Origin of the sequence: Plantactinospora solaniradicis (assembly GCF_042658085.1) — a bacterium.
Taxonomy (GTDB): Bacteria; Actinomycetota; Actinomycetes; order Mycobacteriales; family Micromonosporaceae; genus Plantactinospora; species Plantactinospora solaniradicis.
This window is the reverse complement of record NZ_JBHSPR010000068.1, coordinates 1-20,359: the sequence shown is the minus strand read 5'-3', so window position 1 is coordinate 20,359 and position 20,359 is coordinate 1. Positions and strand designations below refer to the sequence as shown.

The window sequence follows — 20,359 nt, the reverse complement described above, 5'->3', positions numbered from 1 at the left end:
CGGTGACCGCCGGCACCCTAACCTGCCAGCCATGACGCCAGACGAACTGATGACGGTCGTCGCTGCCCTGGCCCGCCGGGCCGGGGACGACGCCGAGAGCCGGGGCGCCGGGATCGCCGCGGCCATCCACCGACACACCGGACACCGTTGGGTCGGGGTCTACCGGGTGACCGACACCGAGGTGCAGATCCTCGGCTACTCGGGTCCGGGCGCTCCCGCGTATCCCCGCTTCCCCCGGGACCAGGGCCTGACGGCGACGGCCGTGGCGACCGGCCGCAGTGTGGTGGTCGACGACGTGGGCAGTGATCCCCGCTACCTCACCGCGTTCGGCAGCACCCGGTCCGAGATGATCGTCCCGGTCCTGCATCCCGACACCGGCGTGGTGCTCGGCACGATCGACGTGGAGAGCGAGCGGACGGCCGCGTTCGGCGCCGAGATCCGGGAGTTGCTGGAGCGGTGTGCCGCGGCCGTCACCCCGCTGTACGACGCCGACCCGGACCGGCCCCGTTAACCGTCACCGTGTCGGGTGGAGGTGCTAGAAAGGGGATCGCCCGTTTGCCCCTGCCGCCCGGAGAAGGGACGTGTCCGTGCTGGTCATCCACGGCGTGTGGCTGGCCGGTGGCCGACTCGCGGTGTGGGGTGAGGATTCGACGCTGCCCGCCCGCCCACCGCGTCGACCCGGCCGGCCGCCCAGGAGCCGGCCACACCCGTTCGCGGTCGGGCACTCCGGGCTGACCGGCGCGCTGGGTGAACTCGCCGCCAAGGCGACGACCGACAACGTCCCGCTCGCCCTGCCCACCCGGTCCGGCGCCCCCGTCGACTCGCCGGAGCTGGTCCGGACCGAGCCGGTCGAGCCAGGCCGCGGTCCGGTCGGCCTGGCACGGTGGCAGGTGCCGGTCCTGGAGTACGACGCCGACCACGCGCTTCCCGTGCTGGTCGCGTTCGGCGAGCAGGGGCCGCTCGGCACCGGGACGGCACCCGGTGATCCGGAGGTGACCGGGGCGGCCGGGCCGGCGCGTGGCGCGTCGCTGCGGCATCTCGCCGGGCTGGCCGAGTTCGCCGTCGAACTGGTACGCCGAGGACGGGCGCTGCCCGGGGTGCGGCGCGGCGTCGACGCCGGCCCGACGACCGGGTCCACCGCGTCGGCGGACGCGGTCTGGCGGCCGTTGCTCACCGGCGCGGATGCCGGCTGGGCCCGCGCGCTCACCATGGCACTGCCGCCGGTGACCCGGGCCGCGGCCGAGGACTCTGGGTTGGATGCCACCGAGCCGTCGGACGGGTCTGCCGTACCGGACGGTTCCGCCGTACCGGACGGCTCGGCGGCGGCAACGGTCGCGGACGCACTGGACGCGCTCACCGACGCCGCCGCCCGGAGCGCCCTGGAGGGCGTACGCCTGATCGGGGCGGGCCGGGCCAGCGCCGCCGACGCCGCCGTACGGGCCTGGTTGCGGGCGTTGACCGGACGGCAGCGGGGGTTCACGGCGCGCCCGGAGGCACTCGCCGCGCTCGACGCCGAGTTGCGCGCCTGGCAGCGGGATGCCGCCGGCAGTCCGGTCCGGGCCTGCTTCCGGCTCGTCGAACCGGTCGCCCCGGCCGAGATCGACGCCGCCACCGGGCTGATCGTCGGCCCGGCCGAACCGGAGGACGCGGCCGGGCCCGCCGACTCCGACGCCCCGGGTGGCTCCGCCGGCTCCGACGCCCCGGGCGGTGCCGACGGCTCCGACGTCCCGGGCGGTGCCGACGGCTCCGACGTCCCGGGTGGCTCCGCCGACTCCGACAGCCGTTGGCGGGTGGAGTTCGCCCTCCAGGCCGCCGACGAGCCGAGCCTGGTCGTCGGGGCGGACCGGATCTGGACGGCCCGAGCCGATCTGCGGGCGCTGGCCCGGCACCTCGCCGCCCCACAGGAGACGCTGCTGACCGAGCTGGGCCGCGCCAGCCGGCTGTGGCCGGAGCTGGACGACGCGCTGCGTACGGCCGCGCCGGAGGCCCTGGAGCTGGATACCGAGGGCGCACACCGGTTTCTTCGCGACGGCGCGCCGGTGCTGCACGCCGCCGGGTTCGGGGTGCTGCTGCCCTCCTGGTGGCAGCGGCCGGGCGCGCGGCTCGGCGCCCGGTTGCAGGCGCGTACCCGTACCGCGCCGGGGACGGTGGCCGCACGCAGCTCGCTGGGGATGGACGCGCTGGTCGACTACCAGTGGGAGCTGGCGCTGGGCGACCAGCCGCTCTCGGCTGCCGAACTGCGGGCGCTGGCCAAGCTGAAGACACCGTTGGTCCGGCTCCGTGGCCAGTGGGTCGAACTGGACGCCAAGCGGCTCGCGGCCGGGCTCAAACTGCTCCGGGCGGGCGGCGAGCTGACCGTCGGCGACCTGCTCCGGCTCGGCCTGGCCAGTCAGGACGACCCGGAGGCGCTGCCGGTGCTCGGGGTCAGTGCCGACGGGCCACTCGGTGACCTGCTCGCCGGACAGGCCGAGCGGCACCTCACCCCCCGGGACGCGCCGGAGGGCTTCCGGGGCACGCTGCGCCCGTACCAGCGGCGCGGGCTGGCCTGGCTGAGCTTCCTCCAGTCCCTCGGCCTCGGCGGCATTCTCGCCGACGACATGGGGCTGGGTAAGACGATCATGATGTTGGCGCTGATCGCCGGGGACCCGGCGGAGGCCGGGCCGACGCTGCTGGTCTGTCCGATGTCGCTGGTCGGCAACTGGCAGCGCGAGGCGGCGCGGTTCGCACCGGAGCTGCTGGTGCACGTACACCACGGCGCCGAGCGTCCGCGCGGGGCGGAGTTCGCCGCGGCGGTGCGGGACGCGGACCTGGTGCTCACCACGTACTCGTTGGCGGCCCGGGACGCCGCCGCGCTGGCCGAGATCGACTGGCACCGGATCGTGGTGGACGAGGCGCAGTCGATCAAGAATGCCGCGACCCGGCAGGCCGGCGCGGTCCGGGCGCTGCCCGCCCGGCACCGGGTGGCGGTCACCGGCACGCCCGTCGAGAACCGCCTGGCCGACCTCTGGTCGATCATGGAGTTCGCCAATCCGGGCCTGTTGGGCGGTGCACCGGCCTTCAAGAAGCGGTACGCCGAGCCGATCGAGCGGCACGGTGACGACGAGGCCGCGGCGCGGTTGCGCCGGATCACCGGCCCGTTCGTGCTCCGACGGGTGAAGACCGACAAGTCGATCATCACCGACCTGCCGGAGAAGCTGGAGATGGAGGTGCTCTGCAATCTCACCCGGGAGCAGGCGTCCCTCTACCAGGCGGTGGTGGACGACATGATGGCCAAGATCGAGTCCAGTGAGGGCATCGAGCGGCGCGGGTTGGTGCTGGCCACCATGACCAGGCTGAAACAGGTCTGCAACCACCCGGCCCAGCTGCTCCGGGACAGCTCGACGCTGTCCGGCCGGTCCGGCAAGCTCGCCCGGCTGGAGGAGATCCTCGACGAGGTGCTGGCGGCCGGGGAAAAGGCGCTGATCTTCACCCAGTACGCCGAGTTCGGCGGCATGCTCCGGGCCCACCTGGCCGCCAGGTTCGGCCGAGAGGTGCTCTATCTGCACGGCGGAGTCGCCAAGGCGGACCGGGACGCGATGGTGGCCCGCTTCCAGGGCCCGGCGGCGGACGGTGCCGGGGCGGTGCCGGACGGCTCCGGTGAGGACGGTCCGGCGCTGTTCATCCTCTCCCTGAAGGCCGGCGGTACCGGACTGACCCTGACCGCCGCCAACCACGTCATCCACGTCGACCGGTGGTGGAATCCGGCGGTGGAGGACCAGGCCACCGACCGTGCGTTCCGGATCGGCCAGCGGCGGGCCGTACAGGTCCGGAAGTTCGTCTGTGCGGGCACCGTCGAGGAGAAGGTCGCGGCGATGATCACCGAGAAACGGGGACTGGCCGCGAAGATCGTCGGCAGCGGGGAGCAGTGGCTCACCGAGCTGTCGACATCGGAGCTGCGGCAGCTCTTCGCCCTCGAGACCGGGGCGGTGGTGGAATGACCGGCAAGCGGCGGGGCGGCGGAAGCGGGTCGGGGCGGGACGGCGGCGTGACCGGATCGGGGCGGGGTGGCAGCGGAAGCGGGTCGGGGCGGTCCGGTGGCCCGGACTTTGCCGAGTACGGGCCGCCGCGCCGGGTCTCCGGCGGACTGCGGGCGCGTACCGCCCGGGGCGCCATCGGGCAGTCCTGGTGGTCCCGGCGCTTCCTCGACGTACTCGAGTCGTTCGCCCTCGGTACCCGGCTCACTCGGGGCCGGTCGTACGCCCGGGCCGGGCAGGTGCTCTCGCTGGAGGTGGCGCCGGGTGAGGTGACCGCCGTGGTGCAGGGTTCCCGACCCACGCCCTACCAGGTGTCGATCCGGCTGCGGCCGTTCCGCGAGCCGGTCTGGGCCCGGATCGAGGCGTTGCTGGCCGCGCAGGCGCTGTTCAGCGCGCGGTTGCTCGCCGGTGACGTGCCGCCGGAGTTGGAGGCGGTCTTCAGCGAGGCCGGTGCGCCGTTGTTCCCGGCCGGGGTCGACGAACTGGAGCAGCGGTGCAACTGCCCGGACTTCGCGGTGCCGTGCAAGCACCTGGCCGCGACGTTCTACCTGCTCGCCGAGGCCTTCGACGCGGATCCGTTCGAGCTGCTGCACTGGCGGGGGCGGGACCGGGCGCGGTTGCTGGCCCGGCTACGGGAGTTGCGCGGCGGCGACACCGGCACCGACCCGGGTACCGGGCACGGGGCAGCCGGGAGTAGATCCACGTCCCGGTCCGGCAGCCGCCGGCCGGCCCGTACCGGCCGAGCGGTCGCCCGAGCGTCCGGCGCCGACGGTTCGGATCCGTCCGTCGCGCCGCCGGGCCCGACCGATCCGGCTCCGGTCGGTGCCGAGTTGGCGCTCGCCGACCTGCCCACCGAGCCGTTGGCCGGGATGGTCGACCGCTTCTGGCTGGCCCCGGTGCCGCTCCCGGTCCGTGGGCCGACCCTGGTGACGGAGCCGGAGTTGGTGCTGCGCCAGCTCGGTCCGCCCGGTGCGGCGATCGGCGGGCCCGGACTGGCCGAGCGGCTTCGCCGGGCCTACGTCCGATTCGGCGCGGATCCGGGCTGACCGCTGCGGCCACCGAGGGCGGCCGGGCAACCGGGCGACCGGGTGCCGGACCGGGCTCACCGGTTCCGTCGGGCCTGCCACATCAGCAGGGTGGCCGCGACGAGGACCGCCGGGGCGATCGCCACGGCCAGCCATCCGCCGAGGACGACCAGGGCCGGCACGGTGGCCCACAACACGAAGGTCAACACGAGTATCAGCCGGGCGCGGCGGAGCCTGCTCCGGTCGCCCAACCGGGCGACGAACTCCGGATCGGTTACGCGGAGCTGGTGCGTGATCTCGTCAAACCGGCGCTGATCCTCTTTGCTGAGCATGGCCAGGGCCCTTTCCTCAGACGTCTACCAGTCCGGCGCCGGAATACCCGGTCCGGGGCGGCTCTCACGCTTCTCCTGCCTGGTGCTGCGAGCGATCGGCCGGGACCGGGCAGGTGGGCGGGGACCGTACGACCTGGTCCGGACCGTACGACGGGGTCGGGACCGCCCGTACCGACCCGGCCCGCCGGGGCGGCTCAGTAGCCCCGGCGTGGGGCCGGCAGCTGGGCGGGGAACAGCGGGGTGGGAAGGGCGGGCGTGACCACCTCCAGCGCCTCGACGAGCAGTTCCTGTACGCAGTACGGGTCGGCCAGCCGCCACCGGGTCGCCTCCGGCGACACCGCCCAGCGGACCGTGCCCTCCGGCAGCCGGGTCGGTGGGGCCGGGATCCACGAGCCGGGGCCGTGCCGGACCACGTAGAGGGAGTTGTCCAACTCCGGCCGCAGCGGCTCGCCGGACCGCACCAGGAACATCCACCGCCCACCCGGAGTGATCGCGACCGGGCCGCGGACCTGACCGGAGACGGCGCCGTACAGCCGGGGGCGGGCCTGTTCCAGCGCGTACCGGCCGACGTAGGCGGGGACCTCCAGGACGTCGAAGGCGCGTCCGGTGGCCAGCAGGATGGCGTGCGGGCGGATCCCCCACCAGGTGGCGACCCGGGCCGGATCGGCGGTGGCGGTCTGTTCCCACTGCTCAAGGGCGGGATGGCAGCCCGTGGTCGGGCAGCCGGCCCGGCCGCAGACGAATCGATGTCGGGCCAGGCAGGCGCCGGGCGTGACGTCCCAACCGTGCCCCGCGTAGCGGACGGCGACCCGGCGCAGCCGGACCCGGTCGAGTTGGCTGAGCCGGACGGTGGGCGGACGGACTCTTCCCCACATCATGGCGAACCCCCTAAATTGACGATCTCGGCCAGTTATGCAGGTTGAAGCCCGTCACTGGCGTCATGGCGCGGTCGTTTGTCCGGTCAGACAGCCGCAAGTTGCATCGAAAGTTACGAGCGGCCGCCTGCGGGGTGACGTACATGCTGTGCGACCAGCGCAGACGCGAGGTCACCACGCTTTGGTCGGGTGTAATTCCGGCCGCCGGAGGAGTCGTCGACGCAGAGAGGAGGGGCGGACGTGGATGAGCTGCCGATCGGTCGCCGTGTCGCCTACTGGCGGGGTCGCCGCAAGATGTCGCAGCAGGTTTTCGCCGATCGGCTCGGCAAGTCGAAGAGCTGGGTGGACAAGGTCGAGCGGGGCGTACGTCGGTTGGACAAGTTCTCCGTGCTGTACGAGATCGCCGACGTCCTGCAACTCGACGCCTCACTGCTGCTCGGCAAGGAGCCGGAACGCCGGGCCGACGGTCTCACCTGCATCGACGAGGTCGAGGTGGAGGAGATCCGCTCGGCCCTGGAGCGGTACGACTCGATGAGTTCGTTCTTCGCCGCGGCTCCCCAGCCGCCGTCGGTGGCCGAGATGACCAAGTCGGTGAACCACGCCTGGCTGACCTTCCAGTACGCCCGGTACGGCGTGCTGACCCGGGCGCTGCCGAAGCTCGTCCGGGATGCCCAGGCGCTGGACAGCGTCGCCAGCGGCGACGACGCCCGGCAGGCTGCGCACCTGCTGGGGCAGGTGTACCAGATCGCCTCGTCGGCGCTGCGCAAGCTGGGCGAGTACGAGCTGGCCTGGCTTGCCGCCGACCGCTCGATGGCGGTGTCGCAGCGGGCCGAGGATCCGTTGCTGGCCGGCGTGGCCACCTACCGGGTCGGCAGCGCACTGCTCGCGCTCGGCCGGGCCCGGCCGGCGTTGGAGGTCAACGTCAGCGTCGCCAACCGGCTCGCGCCGGGCGGGGGCAACGACTCGAACCCGGAGCGACTCTCGGTCTACGGGATGCTGCTGCTACAGGGTGCGATGGCGGCCGCCCGGATGGGTGACAACAACACGGTCCGGGACCTGGTGAACGGCGCCGAGGAGGTGGCCGGGGCGCTCGGGAGCGACCAGAACCATTACTGGACCAGTTTCGGACCGACGAACCTGGAACTGCACCGGGCCGCGGCGGCGGTGGAACTCGGCGAGGGCTGGCAGGCGGTCAACACCCACGAGCAGAAGATCATGGGGCAGGACGGGTTCAACGCGCTGCTGCCCGAGCGACGCGCCCATCACATGCTGGACCTGGCCCGGGGGTTCGCGCAGATCGGCGATCTGGACAAGGCCGGCGAGGCGCTGGTCGACGGCGACCGGCTCGCCCCCTCCGAGATCCGGTGCCGGCCGATCGCGCACGAGGTGATGTCAAACGTGCTCCGTCGCACAAGGGGTGCGCCGCCGGCGCAGTTTGCGGAGTTGGCTGAGCACATGGGAGTAGGAATATGACCGCGCTGCACGGGATTGTCCCGTGACGGAGTCGACGGGGTCACGGGTGCTGTACGTGCTCGCCTGCGGTTCGCCGGTGACGCGGAACGTCGGCCGGCTGGTGGCCTCCGCGCAGCGCGACGGGTGGGACGTGTGCGTGATCCTGACCCCGGACGGGACGAAGTTCGTCGACGTAGCGGCGTTGACCCGACAAACCGGGCATCCGGTACGGTCGACGTACAAGAATCCCGGGGATCCGGACGTGCTGCCCGACGCGGACGCGATGATCGTCTCTCCGGCAACGGTCAACACGATCAACAAGTGGGCTGCCGGCATTGCCGACACCCTCGCCCTCGGTCTCCTGGTCGAAGGGCTGGGCAAACGGCTGCCGATCGTGGCGATGCCGTTCACGAACGCCGCGATGGCGGCGCATCCGGCCTTCCTGGAGAGCATCGCCCGACTGCGGGACTGGGACGTCACGGTGCTTTTCGGCGATCACGTCATGCCGCTGCATCCCCCCGGCATGGGCGAGCGTCACCTGGAGAACTTTCCGTGGGAGATGGCCGTGACGGCGCTGCGGAGCAGACTTTCGGTCAGCGGCCAGCTCGGCTGAGTTCCCGGCCGACGGTGGTCACGAGGGCCGGAGCGACGCCGCCGGCGCCGCTGCGCTGCCATCGCCGGTAAGCTGGGCCGCCGTGGGTGCATCCGGATCTCCGAAGGTCAGTGTGGCCGACGTCGTGGCGACGCTCGACGAGCGTTATCCGCCGGCCTGGGCGCAGGGGTGGGACCGGGTGGGTCTGGTGGTCGGTGACCCCTCCGCGCCGGTACGTCGGGTCTGCTGCGTCGTCGACGTGGTGCCCGAGACCGTCGCCGAAGCGCTCGACCAGCGGGCCGACCTGATCGTGGCGCATCATCCGCTCCTGCTGCGGGGCGTCTCGTCGGTCGCCGCGACCACGTACAAGGGCCGGATCGTGCACGAACTGATCAAGAATGACGTGGCCCTGTACGTCGCGCACACCAACGCCGACGTCGCCAGTCCGGGTGTATCCGACGCGCTGGCCGCCCGGCTGGGCCTGACCGGGCTGCGCCCACTGGTTCCGTCCCCGCCGGGCGATCCGTCGGCGGGACAGGGGCGGGGGATCGGCCGGATCGGTCGGCTGCCCACCCCGATGACGCTGGCCGAGCTGACGGCGTACGCCGCCCGGGTGCTGCCGCCCACCGCCTGGGGCGTACGCGCCGCGGGCGAGCCGGACCGGCTGGTCCGGACCGTGGCGGTCAGCGGCGGGGCCGGTGACTCCTACCTCGCGGACGCCGAGCGGGCCGGCGTCGACGCGTACCTCACCGCCGACCTGCGCCACCATCCGGTCAGCGAGCACCTGGCCGGGGGCGGACCGGCGCTGCTGGACGCCGCCCACTGGGCGACGGAGCGCCCCTGGCTGGACGACGTCGCCGAGCACCTGCGGAAGCGACTCTCCGTCGAGACCGTGGTGTCCGATCTGGACACCGATCCCTGGACGGTGCACGCTGCCTCCGCCGCACCCGCGGTACACCCCGCATCTCCCATGGCATCCCCCGCATCTCCAGTGGACAAGGAGTCCCGCCGATGAAGGCCGACCCGAAGGACCAGCGTCGTCTGCTCGACTTACAGGCGATCGACACCGGGCTGGCGCAGCTCGCCCACCGGCGCCGTACGCTGCCCGAGCACGCCGAGCTGGAGGCGCAGGCCCGGGAGCTGTCCGCGCTGGAGGACGAGCGGGTCCGGGCCCAGGTTGCGGTGGACGACCTGGATCGTGACATCGCCCGGCTGGAACGGGACGTCGACCAGGTCCGGATCCGCAAGGACCGGGACCAGGCCCGGCTGACGGTCGGCTCCGGCCCGGCCCGGGAACTGGAGGCGTTGCAGCACGAGCTGGCCTCGCTCAACAGGCGGCAGACCGAGCTGGAGGACGCCGAGCTGGAGCTGATGGAGCAGCGGGAGACCGCGCAGGGCGTACTCGACGGGATCGAGCAGCGGCTCACGGCGACCCGGGAGCGGCGTGCCGAGACCGAGGAACGGCGGAACCAGAACCTCGCCGAGATCACCAAGGAGGAGGAGTTCAAGGTCGGCGCGCGACAGCCACTCGCCGCCGACCTGCCGGCCGACCTGGTGACGCTCTACGACAAGATCCGGGAGACCTCGGGTGGACTCGGTGCGGCGCTGATGCAGGGTGGGCGCTGCGGCGGATGCCGGCTGGAGCTGTACGGGGCGGACCGGGCCCGGATCAGGGCCGCCGCGCCGGACGAGGTCGTGCGCTGTGAGGAGTGTCGGCGGATCATGGTTCGCACCGCCGAGTCGGGGCTGTGACCGTACTCGATGGCGAGATCGGAAGGGGGATCGGTGCCCGGTCGTAGGGTCGTGGTGGAGGCGGACGGTGGCGCTCGGGGCAATCCCGGTCCGGCCGGCTACGGCGCGGTGGTCCGGGACGCCGGCACCGGCGAGGTGCTGGCCGAGCGGTCCGAGTCGATCGGCGTCGCCACCAACAACGTCGCGGAGTACCGGGGCCTGATCGCCGGGTTGGAGGCCGCCCGCGAGGCGGGTGCGACCGGGGTCGAGGTGCGGATGGACTCCAAGCTGGTGGTCGAGCAGATGGCGGGCCGGTGGCAGATCAAGAACGCCGGGCTCCGGCCGCTCGCCGCACAGGCCGCCGGGCTGGTCCGCCGGTTCGACGCGGTGTCGTACACCTGGATTCCCCGGGAGCGGAACCGGCACGCCGACGCGCTCGCCAACGCGGCGATGGACCTGGCCGCCGGCAAGGTTCCCGGTATCGACCGGGACACCGCCGCCGCCGGTCAGGCGGCCGAGCCCGGCGCCGCCGAGGCGCCCGCCGATCCGACCGGGCGGGCCCGGTCCCACGAGGTCGCCGCCCAGGGTTCCACGGCGAAGAGTTCCTGGGAGCCGCGACCGTCGGACACCGCCACCCGGTTGCTGCTGCTCCGGCACGGCGAGACGGAGTACACCCAGCGGGGCAGGTACTCCGGCCGGGGCGACGTTCCGCTCTCCGACCGTGGCCTGGCCCAGGCCGGGGCGGCGGCCCGCCGGGTGGCCGGGCTGGTCTCCTCGGTCGCCGCCGTGGTCAGCTCACCGTTGTCCCGGTGTACGTCGATGGCCGGCATCATCGCCGGTGGGCTCGGCGGCGTACCCCTGGTGGTCGAGCCGGACCTGATCGAGTGCGACTTCGGCGAGTGGGAGGGACGGACCTTCGCCGAGGTACGCGAGCGGTGGCCCGCCGAACTCGACGCCTGGCTGGCCTCGCCGGCCGTCGCCCCACCCAACGGGGAGTCCTTCGTCGAGGTCACCACCCGGGTGAACCGGGCGACGGCCAAGCTGCTCGCCTCGTACCCGGGGGAGACGGTGGTGGTGGTGTCGCACGTCTCGCCGGTGAAGATCGCGCTGCGCGACGCGCTCGCCGCGACGGACGCCTTCCTGCACCGGCTCTATCTCGACCCGGCGGGCCTCTCCATCATGGACATCTGGCCGGACGGCGGGATGGCGGTCCGGACCGTCAACGACACCGCACACCTGGCGGGGATCTGACCTACTCGGCGGTCAGGAACGTGAGCACGGTCTTGACGAACCGGCTCCGGTCGTCGACCCAGGGGGAGTGGCTGGCGCCGTCCTGGATCGCGACCTCGGCCTTCGGGAAGAGCGCGGCGAGCGCCTGGGCGGCCTCCGGCGTCGGCGCGGGGTCCAGTGCGCCGGCCACGATCAGCACCGGGGCGCCGAGTCCGGTCAGCGCCGTACGGACCGCCGGCACGTCCGGGGCGAAGTCGGCGTAGTAGCCGGCGGAGGCCGGAACGGACCGCTCCCACTGCTCGGCCTCGACCTGCGCACGGGCCCGCTCGTCCCACCGCCCGTAGGCGAACGGGGCGGCGGCGGCGCGCAGTGCCGCCACCTCCTCCGGTGTGGCGCCCCGGGCCGCCGCCTCCTGCCAGGCATCCATCGCCGCCTTCGCCTCCGGGTACCACCACTGCGTGGACCGGGCGGCGATGGCCTCGTCGAAGCCGACCGTCTCCACTCCGACCGACCGCAGGCCGGGCGCGACCAGTACGAGTCGGGCCAGCCGGTCGGGGAACCGGGCCGCGTACAGCTCGGCGAGGTTTCCGGCGGCGGAGTGGGCGAGCAGGTCCATCCGGTCCAGTCCGAGGTGGATCCGGAACGCCTCGACGTCGTCCACGAGCCGGTCGCACTGGTAGCTCGCGGGATCCTCCGGGACCGCCGACTCGCCGCTGCCGCGCAGATCGAGCTTGAGCAGGGTGCGCTCCCGGCTCAGTCCACCCAGGTCACCGAGGTAGCTCGAAGCCCGGGCCGGCCCGCCGGGCAGGCAGACCAGCGGCGGCCCGGAGCCGAGCACGTGGTACGCCAGTTCGGTGGTGTCGTACGAGCGAAATCGCGGCACCCGGCCAGCATGGCAACCTCCCGTCCGGCGATCAAGGCCTATCGCCAACCTTCGATCCGTTCTTTGATCCGAAAGATCCGCTATGTAGGCCTCGTTGGTCCCGTTGGTCACCATTCGGCGCACCGTGGTCGCCGTTGGGCGCAACGGTCCCGTTGCGAAGACGTGACGCCCGTCACTCTGCCCTAACCTCCGGCGGCACATGTAGATCCATGACGGACAGCCCCGGAGGAGTTCCGGTATGAGCGAGCGCAGCGAGGTGACGGCATGAGCGAACCTGACACCCCCCAGGCGGCGCCGGTCCCGGCGGTGTCCAGAGCGAAGGACCACAGCCCGTGGAACTGGCTGCTCTTCATCCCGATCGTGGTGCCGCTGATCACCGTGCTGTTCAACGCCGACTCTCCCCGGCTGTTCGGCTTCCCGGTCTTCTACTGGCTGCAGTTGGCCTTCATCCTGGTCGGGGTCTCCACCACCACGCTGGTCTACCAGATGACGAAGAAGCGGAGGTGAGCGGCGGTGTGGCGGGACCATCTCACTGAGATCATCATCTTCGCGGTTCTGTTCCTGCTGGTCAGCGGGATGGGCTTCGTGGCGGCCCGGTGGCGGGCGCCGAACGACATGGCCCATCTCGACGAGTGGGGCCTCGGCGGGCGCAGCTTCGGCGGCTGGATCACCTGGTTCCTGGTCGGCGGTGACCTCTACACCGCGTACACCTTCGTGGCGGTACCGGCGCTGCTGTTCGGGGCCGGCGCGGCCGGGTTCTTCGCCGTGCCGTACACGATCATCATCTATCCGCTGGTGTTCCTGGTGCTGGTCCGGCTCTGGTCGGTGTCGCACCGGCACGGGTTCGTCACCCCGGCCGACTTCGTCCGGAAGCGGTTCGACTCGCCGACGCTGGCGCTGATCATCGCGATCACCGGCATCGTCGCCACGATGCCGTACATCGCGCTGCAGTTGGTCGGCATCGAGGCGGTGCTCAAGACGATGGGCGTGACCGGGGAGAGCACCATCGCCCGGCACCTGCCGATCATCATCGCGTTCGCCATCCTGGCCGCCTACACGTACCAGTCCGGGCTGCGGGCGCCGGCGCTGATCGCGTTCGTCAAGGACACGCTGATCTACATCGTGATCCTGGTGGCGATCATCTACCTGCCGTACAAGCTGGGTGGCTGGGGGAGCATCTTCGACGCGGCGGACGCGAAGTTCGACGCGAGCCCGTCCCCGAACGACGGCATCCTGCTCAACGCGAACAACCAGTTGCAGTACATCACCCTGGCGCTGGGCTCGGCACTGGCGCTCTTCCTCTACCCGCACAGCCTCACCGGCGTACTGGCCAGCCGGAGCCGGGACGTGATCAAGCGGAACATGTCGGCGCTGCCGGCGTACAGCCTGCTGCTCGGGTTGATCGCACTGCTCGGGTACGCCGCCATCGCGGCCGGGGTCACCCCGCTGCCCGGCTCGACCGAGGGCACCGTCGACAACAACACGGTGGTGCCACTGCTGTTCGAGCAGCAGTTCCCGAGCTGGTTCGCCGGGGTGGCGTTCGCGGCCATCGGGATCGGGGCCCTGGTGCCGGCGGCCATCATGTCGATCGCCGCCGCGAACCTGTTCACCCGGAACATCTACAAGGAGTACCTGCGCAAGGACGCCACGGCGGCGCAGGAGGCGAACGTCTCCAAGATCACGTCGCTGGTGGTCAAGGTCGGCGCGGTCGCCTGCATCGTCTTCCTCGACCCGCAGTTCTCGATCGACCTCCAGCTCATCGGCGGCGTCATCATCCTGCAGACGCTGCCGGCGGTCGCGCTGGGCCTCTACACCCGCTGGTTCCACCGCGGCGCGCTGATCGCCGGCTGGGCCGCCGGAATGGGCCTGGGAATGTGGATGCTCTACCAGATTCCCAACCCGGCGACGAAGCGGCTCCACTTCGGTGGGTCGGCCTTCCCGCTGGAGAAGCTCGGCTTCGAGGGCTCGACCAGGACCATCTACGTCGGACTCGTCGCGGTTGCGGTGAACCTGCTGGTCGCGGTGCTGTTCACGTTGGCCCTGCGAGCCGCGAAGGTGACCGAGGGGGTCGACGGCACCGAGCGGGACGACTACTTCGCCGACGAGGGCGACCCGAGGCTCGTCCCCAGCCCTCGGGAGGAGGCCGAGGTGGCGGCCGAGCCCGCCCCCAAGGTCTGACCCTCCACCGAACTACCACCCCACCCCCCGAGATCCCCGTGACCAGGGAACCGTCCCGGCGCCTTCCGGAGTACGGCTTCCCTGGTCACGGGGATCGTCCATGGGCGGAGAGCGGCGCGGCTTGGTAACTTGGAGGTGACCGGCAGGCAGGCCCGACCGGAGGTGAGATCGATGGCGGAGATCATCGTCCTCGGCGTGATCGCGGTGTGCGAGATGGCGTTCTTCGGCTGGATGCTGCGGGAGGTCCGTCGGCGGTATCCCGCCCAGCGGGGCCGGTGAACCCGGGTCAGGACAGCGCGCGGTAGAGCAGGAGCAGGCCGATCGCCGTACCGAAGACCACGATCACGGCCTTGAGGACGGTGGGCGCCAGCCGACGGACCAGCCACGCGCCGCCGTACCCGCCACCGATGGTGGCGGGGGCGACCACCGCGACGGCGGCCCAGTCGACCGGGCCGAACGCGGCGAAGACCGCCGTGGTGGTCAGCCCGACCACTGCGGACAGCACGTTCTTGATCGCGCTGACCCGGGCCAGCGTCTCGTCCAGGACCAGGGCCAGACCGGCGAGCAGCATGACTCCGAGCGCGGCACCGAAATAGCCGCCGTAGACCGCGCCGAGCACGACCATGAGCTGCACGGAGAGGCCCCGACGGCGTGGGCCGAGTTCCCGGGGATGCCCGACCAGCCGGCGCAAATGGTCCTGGAACGCGAGTACGGCCGTCGCGCCCAGCACCAGGAACGGCACGATCAGCTCGAACGCCCGCGCCGGGGTGGAGAGCAGCAGCGCGCAGCCGGCGGCCGTGCCCAGCGCGGTCCCCGGAAGCAGTCGGAACAGCCGGCGTCGCTCGGGTAGGTCCGCCCGGCTGCCGACCACACTGGCCAGGTAACCCGGGCAGACGGCGATCGAGTTGGAGACGGTCGCCGGCACCGGGGGTAACCCGACCGCGATCAGCGCCGGAAACGTGATGAGCGAGCCGCCACCGGCCACCGCGTTCACCGTGCCGGCGGCGAGCCCGGCGGCGATCAGCAGCAGCGTCTCGGACATTTCCATAGATCACCGAGGCTAACCGTTCGTCGATCGCCGACCGAGGCTGATCGGGCAACCCTCTCAACTTCCCGGCGGCCTGCCGCGTTCTGTTCGGTGACACTGGCCAGCAGAAGGGACGGCATGTGGATGACGACGACGGGTTCCGCGAGTTCGTGGAGGTCCGGTACGCGGACCTGCTGCGCACCGCGTACCTCTTGACCGGCACCCGGGATGCCGCCCAGGACCTGCTGCACGGCGCCCTGCTGAAGGCGATGCGCCGGTGGCGACGCCTCGACGAGCCGGTGGCGTACGTCCGGAAGATCCTGGTGAACGAGCGCACCAGCCGCTGGCGCCGGATCGGCTCCCGGGAACTGCTCACCGCGACCGTGCCGGACCGGGCACGCCCCGACACGACCGAGGCCGTGGTGGTACGCGACGAACTGATGACCGCGTTGCAGAAGCTGCCGGCCCGGATGCGGGCCGTACTGGTGCTCCGGTACTGGGAGGACCAGTCCGAGGCGGACACGGCGGCGCTGCTCAACTGCTCGGTGGGCACGGTCAAGAGCCAGGCGGCCCGGGGACTTACCCGGCTACGCGAGGTGCTGGCCTCGGAAGAGGGATCGGCGGGCGTCCGTCCCGCGTCGTCGGTGCCGGTCGTCCCGCCGACTCCGCCACTTCCACCGCAGAACATGATCGTTGGGGGGAACGCATGAGTGTGGACGAGCTGCGCGCGGGGTTCGCCCGGCTGACCGAGTCGGTGGTATCGGACGAAGACCCGTACGCACTGCTGCTCCGCCGGCATGGGCGCCGTCGCCGACGGATCAGACTCGCGGGGATCGGCGGGGGCCTGGCGACCCTGTTGACCACCGCGCTACTGGGATCCGCAGTGGTGGGGCTCGGCCCGGCCGGGCCCGGTGACGGAAGGGGGAGTTCCCGGTTGCCGGAGGACGGCTATCCGGTCGCCTCGGACCTGACCTGGCAGCTGATCGAGTCCCCAGCCCGGGGCAACCTCGGCGATGACCGGCCACTGGTCGACGAACTTACCCGGGCATTCGCGGCGGACCGGGTGGGCCAGGGCGCCGCAGCGCTGCCCGAGGCCAAGGTGCTGTTCGTGCACGACTTCTCGACCGCGCGATCGGTCGTCGTCGCGTACCACTCCGATTCGAGGGCCAGCCTGGTGACCCGGATGGCTCGACGGGGGGCGTCCGTCCAGGAGTTGATAATGGGGGCGGGCGTCATGAACGCCCGCGTCGAGCCGTTCCTCGTCGTCTCGGAGGCGGTCCAGGGCGACGACTGGTCGGCCCGCTTCACCGTGGGCCTCGCCCCGGCCGGTTGCGCGGTCGAGGTATCGCAGACCGCGACCATCGGTCCGGCGGACGAGGGAATCCGGCGGAACTGGCGACCGGCACCGGGCGGTGACTACGTGCTCGACGAGCGGGTGCCGACTCCGGGCTACTGGCAGGCGACCTGTGCCGGAACGCTCCGGTACCGGGCTCCGCTCGGCATCCAGCTCGACGAGGTCACCGGATCGGCGGTGAAGGCCGCGACCGCTACACCGGACGCCGAAGCGGCGACGGTCGACACATCCACGGCATCGGCCGCGATCGGTTCGTACCGGGAACTGGCCCGCAGAGCCGGAGTCGGCGACTCCCTGACCCGAGGGCTCGCCCCGGCCGTACGGTGGGGCGGCCGAATTCCCGGCGCAGACAGCACCCGCGGCGACGGGAGCCCGCCGGTCGTACTGCTCAGCCCAAGTGCCCCGGGACCGGTGCTGTTGCAGATCGGGTCGGGCGTGAAGGGGATGCTGGCCCTGGCGGGGCGGGACGATCCTGCGGCGGATGAGCCGGAGGCACCCGCCTCCGACCGGGAGCAGTGGTCTCTCGTCTCCACCGGCTACACCGACTCCGCCGACCTGATCGCGGTACGGATACCGGAGCGGGACGGCGGCCGGGCGGTGCTGTCGGACCGGCTGCTCGTGGTGGGGCGTTCGACCGACGTCTCGTACTCCCTGACCGACGCGGCGGGGCAGGAACTGGCCAGCGCCAGACCGGAGATGCCTGGCGTCGCTCTGCTCACCATCCCGCTCGGCACCAAGGCGACGCTACGAGCCCTCGACGCGGCCGGTACGACGGTCGCCTCCACGGAACTGGTCGAATTCAGCACGGGTCGCCAGATGTTCGGTGAGGCCTTCGTGTCCGACTGGTGAGGCTCACCTGGGGACGGCGGGCACGCGCGGTCAGCCGTCCCCGGACGTCCCCGGACCGCCGGGGCGCTGGATTGCTTCTTCGGACCATCGCTACCATTAGGTACGCGACGGACGAGTCGACCGGGCGGTCGCGTCGGCGGGCCGCAAGCTCGCCGCCGAGGAACGTCCGGACTCCACAGGGCAGGGTGGTTGCTAACGGCAACCCGGGGTGACCCGCGGGACAGTGCCACAGAAAACAAACCGCTGGACGTGGTGGTTTACGCGGAAACGCGTGGAATGACCGGTCCGGTAAGGGTGAAACGGTGGGGTAAGAGCCCACCAGCATCCCGGGTGACCGGGATGGCTCGGTAAACCCCACCCGGAGCAAGGTCAAGAAAGGGCCATCGCCGAAAGGCGACGGCCCGCGCAGGCGATCGAGGGCTGCCCGCCCGATGTCTGCGGGTAGGCCGCTAGAGCCTGCCGGCAACGGTAGGCCGAGATGGATGACCGCCGCCGGCGCCACCGGCAACGGTGCGTGCTGGTCACAAAATCCGGCGTACAGGTCGACTCGTCCGTCGTTCACCAGGCCAGAGCCTTGATCAAGGCTCTGGCCTGGTCGTATGTTCTGACGTCGGCGGGCGTTGATGGTCAACATTGGGCGACGTTTGACGCCCTGGAGACGCCCTGGCGCCCTGAGTACACCTGATCTTGGGCCGCCTGGCGGCGCGCGGACGGTGGCCGGGGACTCGTCAGCGCGGGATACGAAGCCGGCGGGACGGACTCGATGGCAAGCCGGGCCGGGGTGTGGACCGGTGCGGCAGCCGGAAGCCAAGACCACGACGGTCATCAGCCCGCCGGCTTCCGTACCGCTTGGCGGTGGTCGAACTCGCCGGACTTGGAGTCTGATCCCTCCTCGGAGCGAACGTCGACCGACCGGCAGGATGACCGGGTGGAGCGGGAAGCCCTGGTCATCCTTCTCGGTGCTGAGGCAGGCGACGTCTACGTGGCATGTCGCGACGCTCTACGGGCGGGCTACGACTTCAAGATCTTCGGCGGGACAGTGCCGGTCGGGGACCTCGTCACTACCTACCACCGTCGAGAGCGTCACACCCGCACACGCGGCATCCGGACGCTCGGGTTTGTCCAAGCGGTGAATCGGCTGGCCTCGGCCGAAGGACTGGGAGAGTTGCTGCTTGGCCAGGTTGGTGGTGCAGGGACAGCCTGGGTCTACCAGCTCTTCCTCACGCCTGACGGCTCCCGCGTCGTCGCCTGCCTGGCGGTCCACCAGGCCAGGGAAGACAGTTCATGCCCGTAGTTCGGTGGGTCGACTGTCCCACTCGGCGCGGGGGCGGCTGCCCGGCGGCAGTCGGTGGTTTCCCGCCCCGGCCGCGTAGCGGTCCGGCGGCTCGCAGCCGGGCGGCCTACCGCCCGCGCGCCGCGCAGTGGCGCTCTTGGTCCGAAAGAGAAGTATTCGGCAGTACGGCACCCATATTGTTTGTCGTGTCCCGGTAGATGCTTTACACCTGCGTCCCAGTTGATGCTTGACATGATCGTCAAGACGCTCGTGGAGGTCCTCACGGTCTACGACAGGGGCGCGGATCGCTGCCCAAGACGCAGGGCAGACGCTGCCCCTTACGGCCGGCCAGAGGATTTGCGTCGCAGCGGGTTTGCGTTTGCGTTTGCGTTCGCGCGCACTCAAAGCCATAGCGTTGCCGCCATGACGACACAGGCCTGGATCATCACCGGCGCGTCCCGCGGTTTCGGGCGAGCACTGGCGGAGTCGGCGCTCGCCGCGGGCGACCATGTGGTGGCCGCAGTACGCCGGCCGGACAGCGTGGCCGACCTGGCGGCCAAATACCCCGACAACTTTCTGATCGCGAACTTCGACGCCCGAGACATCGCTGCGGCGGCGTCGCTCGTGCGGGCCACCCTCGACCGCTTCGGTCAGCTCGACGTTCTCGTCAACAACGCGGGCCGGGCCGTGGTCGGAGCGGTCGAGGAGGTCAGCGACGCGCAGCTGCGCGAGCTGATGGATCTGCACCTGTTCGGCCCGGCAGCGCTCGTGCGGGCGGCGCTGCCCGCGATGCGTACCCGGGGCGCCGGGATGATCGTGCAAATGAGCAGCCAGGGCGGGCGGATGTCGTTTCCCGGCGTATCGGCCTACTCCGCGTCGAAGTTCGCCCTCGAGGGCTGGTCCGAGGCCCTGGCCGGGGAGGTCGCACCGTTCGGGATCCGCGTGATGATCGTCGAACCGAGCCGGTTCCGGACCGACTTCAACGCCGCCGACGTGCTCGAATTCACTGAGACGTCCGAAACCTACCGTGACCTGCTCGCCGCCGTCCGCGCGGACATGGCCGGGACCGACGGCCGCCAGGAAGGTGACCCAACGCGGGCGGCCGAGATCATCGTGTCCCTCGCACACAGCGACGAGGTGCCGCTGCGCCTGCCGCTCGGGCGCGAAGCGGTCGAGCGTATCTCGGGCGTGTACCGGCGTGGTCTGAACGAGGTCGAGCGGTGGGCCGAGACTGCCCGCAGCGCCGACTTCGACGGCGTCCCGGCGTCGGTCCGGCCGACATAGGGTGATGTCATGGCCACCGACGATTTGATGACCAGGGCCCTGGAAATGGTTGGGGATGACGGCCCGCTGTCGGTCGAGGTGATCCACCGCCTCACCGACCTGGCCGACGTCCCCGAGCCGATGACGATCGCCGAGGTCGCCGACCTCCTCGACATCACGCCTCACACGCTGCGCTACTACGAGCGGGCCGGGCTGGTCGAGGTGGCCCGCGACCGCTACGGTCATCGCGTCTACGACGCCGAAGCGGTGCGGCGCCTGGTG

Annotated in this window: 19 protein-coding genes and 1 other RNA gene; 16 read left to right on the top strand and 4 right to left on the bottom strand. The window is 71.6% G+C overall.

What is annotated here, in order from left to right:
* Positions 1-31 precede the first annotated feature (31 nt).
* The 3 genes from ACFP2T_RS42110 to ACFP2T_RS42100 all read left to right on the top strand — a co-directional run bounded on the left by ACFP2T_RS42110 (position 32) and on the right by ACFP2T_RS42100 (position 5,059).
* Positions 32-511, top strand: coding sequence for a GAF domain-containing protein (locus ACFP2T_RS42110; RefSeq protein ID WP_377432512.1), 480 nt, complete (start codon positions 32-34; stop codon positions 509-511).
* 76 nt (positions 512-587) lie between these two features.
* Positions 588-3,977, top strand: a complete 3,390-nt coding sequence (locus ACFP2T_RS42105) for an SNF2-related protein (RefSeq protein WP_377432652.1) — start codon at positions 588-590, stop codon at positions 3,975-3,977.
* Positions 3,974-5,059, top strand: a complete 1,086-nt coding sequence (locus tag ACFP2T_RS42100) for an SWIM zinc finger family protein (RefSeq protein WP_377432511.1) — start codon at positions 3,974-3,976, stop codon at positions 5,057-5,059. The genes ACFP2T_RS42105 and ACFP2T_RS42100 overlap by 4 nt, the downstream gene beginning before the upstream one ends.
* Positions 5,060-5,115: 56 nt before the next feature.
* Here the strand turns inward: ACFP2T_RS42100 and ACFP2T_RS42095 are convergent, their stop codons facing one another.
* Positions 5,116-5,370: a DUF3040 domain-containing protein gene (locus tag ACFP2T_RS42095; RefSeq protein ID WP_192771502.1), complete on the bottom strand. Its 255-nt coding sequence runs from the start codon at positions 5,368-5,370 to the stop codon at positions 5,116-5,118.
* Between the two features lie 194 nt (positions 5,371-5,564).
* Positions 5,565-6,245 carry a bifunctional DNA primase/polymerase gene (locus ACFP2T_RS42090; protein WP_377432650.1) on the bottom strand — a complete coding sequence of 227 codons (681 nt, stop codon included), beginning with the start codon at positions 6,243-6,245 and terminating at the stop codon, positions 5,565-5,567.
* A gap of 240 nt (positions 6,246-6,485) precedes the next feature.
* On the opposite strand from ACFP2T_RS42090, the gene ACFP2T_RS42085 reads away from it, so the two are divergent.
* The 5 genes from ACFP2T_RS42085 to ACFP2T_RS42065 all read left to right on the top strand — a co-directional run bounded on the left by ACFP2T_RS42085 (position 6,486) and on the right by ACFP2T_RS42065 (position 11,271).
* Positions 6,486-7,718, top strand: a complete 1,233-nt coding sequence (locus ACFP2T_RS42085; RefSeq protein ID WP_377432510.1) for a helix-turn-helix domain-containing protein — start codon at positions 6,486-6,488, stop codon at positions 7,716-7,718.
* A gap of 22 nt (positions 7,719-7,740) precedes the next feature.
* Positions 7,741-8,310 (top strand): flavoprotein, encoded by a 570-nt coding sequence (locus ACFP2T_RS42080; protein WP_377432509.1) that lies wholly within the window; start codon positions 7,741-7,743, stop codon positions 8,308-8,310.
* 82 nt (positions 8,311-8,392) lie between these two features.
* Positions 8,393-9,304, top strand: a complete 912-nt coding sequence (locus tag ACFP2T_RS42075) for a Nif3-like dinuclear metal center hexameric protein (RefSeq protein ID WP_377432508.1) — start codon at positions 8,393-8,395, stop codon at positions 9,302-9,304.
* A complete protein-coding gene (locus tag ACFP2T_RS42070; RefSeq protein ID WP_377432506.1) occupies positions 9,301-10,041 on the top strand; it encodes a zinc ribbon domain-containing protein in 741 nt (246 codons plus the stop codon). Before ACFP2T_RS42075 ends, ACFP2T_RS42070 begins: the two co-directional genes overlap by 4 nt.
* Positions 10,042-10,074: 33 nt before the next feature.
* A complete protein-coding gene (locus ACFP2T_RS42065; RefSeq protein ID WP_377432505.1) occupies positions 10,075-11,271 on the top strand; it encodes a bifunctional RNase H/acid phosphatase in 1,197 nt (398 codons plus the stop codon).
* A 1-nt stretch (position 11,272) separates the two neighbouring features.
* Here ACFP2T_RS42065 and ACFP2T_RS42060 read toward each other — a convergent pair whose 3' ends face one another.
* The gene (locus ACFP2T_RS42060) at positions 11,273-12,133 is read right to left on the bottom strand and encodes an alpha/beta fold hydrolase (RefSeq protein ID WP_377432504.1); all 861 of its coding nucleotides are present in this window, start codon (positions 12,131-12,133) and stop codon (positions 11,273-11,275) included.
* A gap of 264 nt (positions 12,134-12,397) precedes the next feature.
* Between ACFP2T_RS42060 and ACFP2T_RS42055 the strand changes: the two genes are divergently transcribed.
* The gene (locus ACFP2T_RS42055) at positions 12,398-12,640 is read left to right on the top strand and encodes a DUF3311 domain-containing protein (RefSeq protein ID WP_377432503.1); all 243 of its coding nucleotides are present in this window, start codon (positions 12,398-12,400) and stop codon (positions 12,638-12,640) included.
* A gap of 6 nt (positions 12,641-12,646) precedes the next feature.
* Entirely contained in the window at positions 12,647-14,311 is a 1,665-nt protein-coding gene (mctP, locus tag ACFP2T_RS42050) for a monocarboxylate uptake permease MctP (RefSeq protein ID WP_377432501.1), read from the top strand.
* A 286-nt stretch (positions 14,312-14,597) separates the two neighbouring features.
* Here the strand turns inward: mctP and ACFP2T_RS42045 are convergent, their stop codons facing one another.
* Entirely contained in the window at positions 14,598-15,359 is a 762-nt protein-coding gene (locus ACFP2T_RS42045) for a sulfite exporter TauE/SafE family protein (RefSeq protein WP_377432500.1), read from the bottom strand.
* A 119-nt stretch (positions 15,360-15,478) separates the two neighbouring features.
* On the opposite strand from ACFP2T_RS42045, the gene ACFP2T_RS42040 reads away from it, so the two are divergent.
* From ACFP2T_RS42040 to ACFP2T_RS42015, 6 genes are all read left to right on the top strand, one after another.
* Entirely contained in the window at positions 15,479-16,048 is a 570-nt protein-coding gene (locus ACFP2T_RS42040) for a SigE family RNA polymerase sigma factor (RefSeq protein ID WP_377432498.1), read from the top strand.
* Entirely contained in the window at positions 16,045-17,541 is a 1,497-nt protein-coding gene (locus tag ACFP2T_RS42035) for a hypothetical protein (protein ID WP_377432496.1), read from the top strand. Before ACFP2T_RS42040 ends, ACFP2T_RS42035 begins: the two co-directional genes overlap by 4 nt.
* Before the next feature lie 112 nt (positions 17,542-17,653).
* Positions 17,654-18,095, top strand: an RNA gene (rnpB, locus tag ACFP2T_RS42030) — RNase P RNA component class A.
* A 374-nt stretch (positions 18,096-18,469) separates the two neighbouring features.
* The gene (locus tag ACFP2T_RS42025) at positions 18,470-18,835 is read left to right on the top strand and encodes a hypothetical protein (protein ID WP_377432495.1); all 366 of its coding nucleotides are present in this window, start codon (positions 18,470-18,472) and stop codon (positions 18,833-18,835) included.
* A 231-nt stretch (positions 18,836-19,066) separates the two neighbouring features.
* Positions 19,067-20,098, top strand: a complete 1,032-nt coding sequence (locus ACFP2T_RS42020; RefSeq protein WP_377432493.1) for an SDR family NAD(P)-dependent oxidoreductase — start codon at positions 19,067-19,069, stop codon at positions 20,096-20,098.
* 9 nt (positions 20,099-20,107) lie between these two features.
* Positions 20,108-20,359, top strand: a 252-nt coding sequence (locus tag ACFP2T_RS42015) for a MerR family DNA-binding transcriptional regulator (RefSeq protein ID WP_377432492.1), incomplete at its 3' end; no start/stop codon positions are given.

Coding starts and splice junctions, on each gene's coding strand:
- ACFP2T_RS42110 (WP_377432512.1), top strand. CDS start 32: ATGACGCCAGACGAACTGATGACGGTCGTCGCTGCCCTGGCCCGCCGG.
- ACFP2T_RS42100 (WP_377432511.1), top strand. CDS start 3,974: ATGACCGGCAAGCGGCGGGGCGGCGGAAGCGGGTCGGGGCGGGACGGC.
- ACFP2T_RS42095 (WP_192771502.1), bottom strand. CDS start 5,370: ATGCTCAGCAAAGAGGATCAGCGCCGGTTTGACGAGATCACGCACCAG.
- ACFP2T_RS42090 (WP_377432650.1), bottom strand. CDS start 6,245: ATGTGGGGAAGAGTCCGTCCGCCCACCGTCCGGCTCAGCCAACTCGAC.
- ACFP2T_RS42070 (WP_377432506.1), top strand. CDS start 9,301: ATGAAGGCCGACCCGAAGGACCAGCGTCGTCTGCTCGACTTACAGGCG.
- ACFP2T_RS42055 (WP_377432503.1), top strand. CDS start 12,398: ATGAGCGAACCTGACACCCCCCAGGCGGCGCCGGTCCCGGCGGTGTCC.
- ACFP2T_RS42045 (WP_377432500.1), bottom strand. CDS start 15,359: ATGGAAATGTCCGAGACGCTGCTGCTGATCGCCGCCGGGCTCGCCGCC.
- ACFP2T_RS42035 (WP_377432496.1), top strand. CDS start 16,045: ATGAGTGTGGACGAGCTGCGCGCGGGGTTCGCCCGGCTGACCGAGTCG.
- ACFP2T_RS42020 (WP_377432493.1), top strand. CDS start 19,067: ATGATCGTCAAGACGCTCGTGGAGGTCCTCACGGTCTACGACAGGGGC.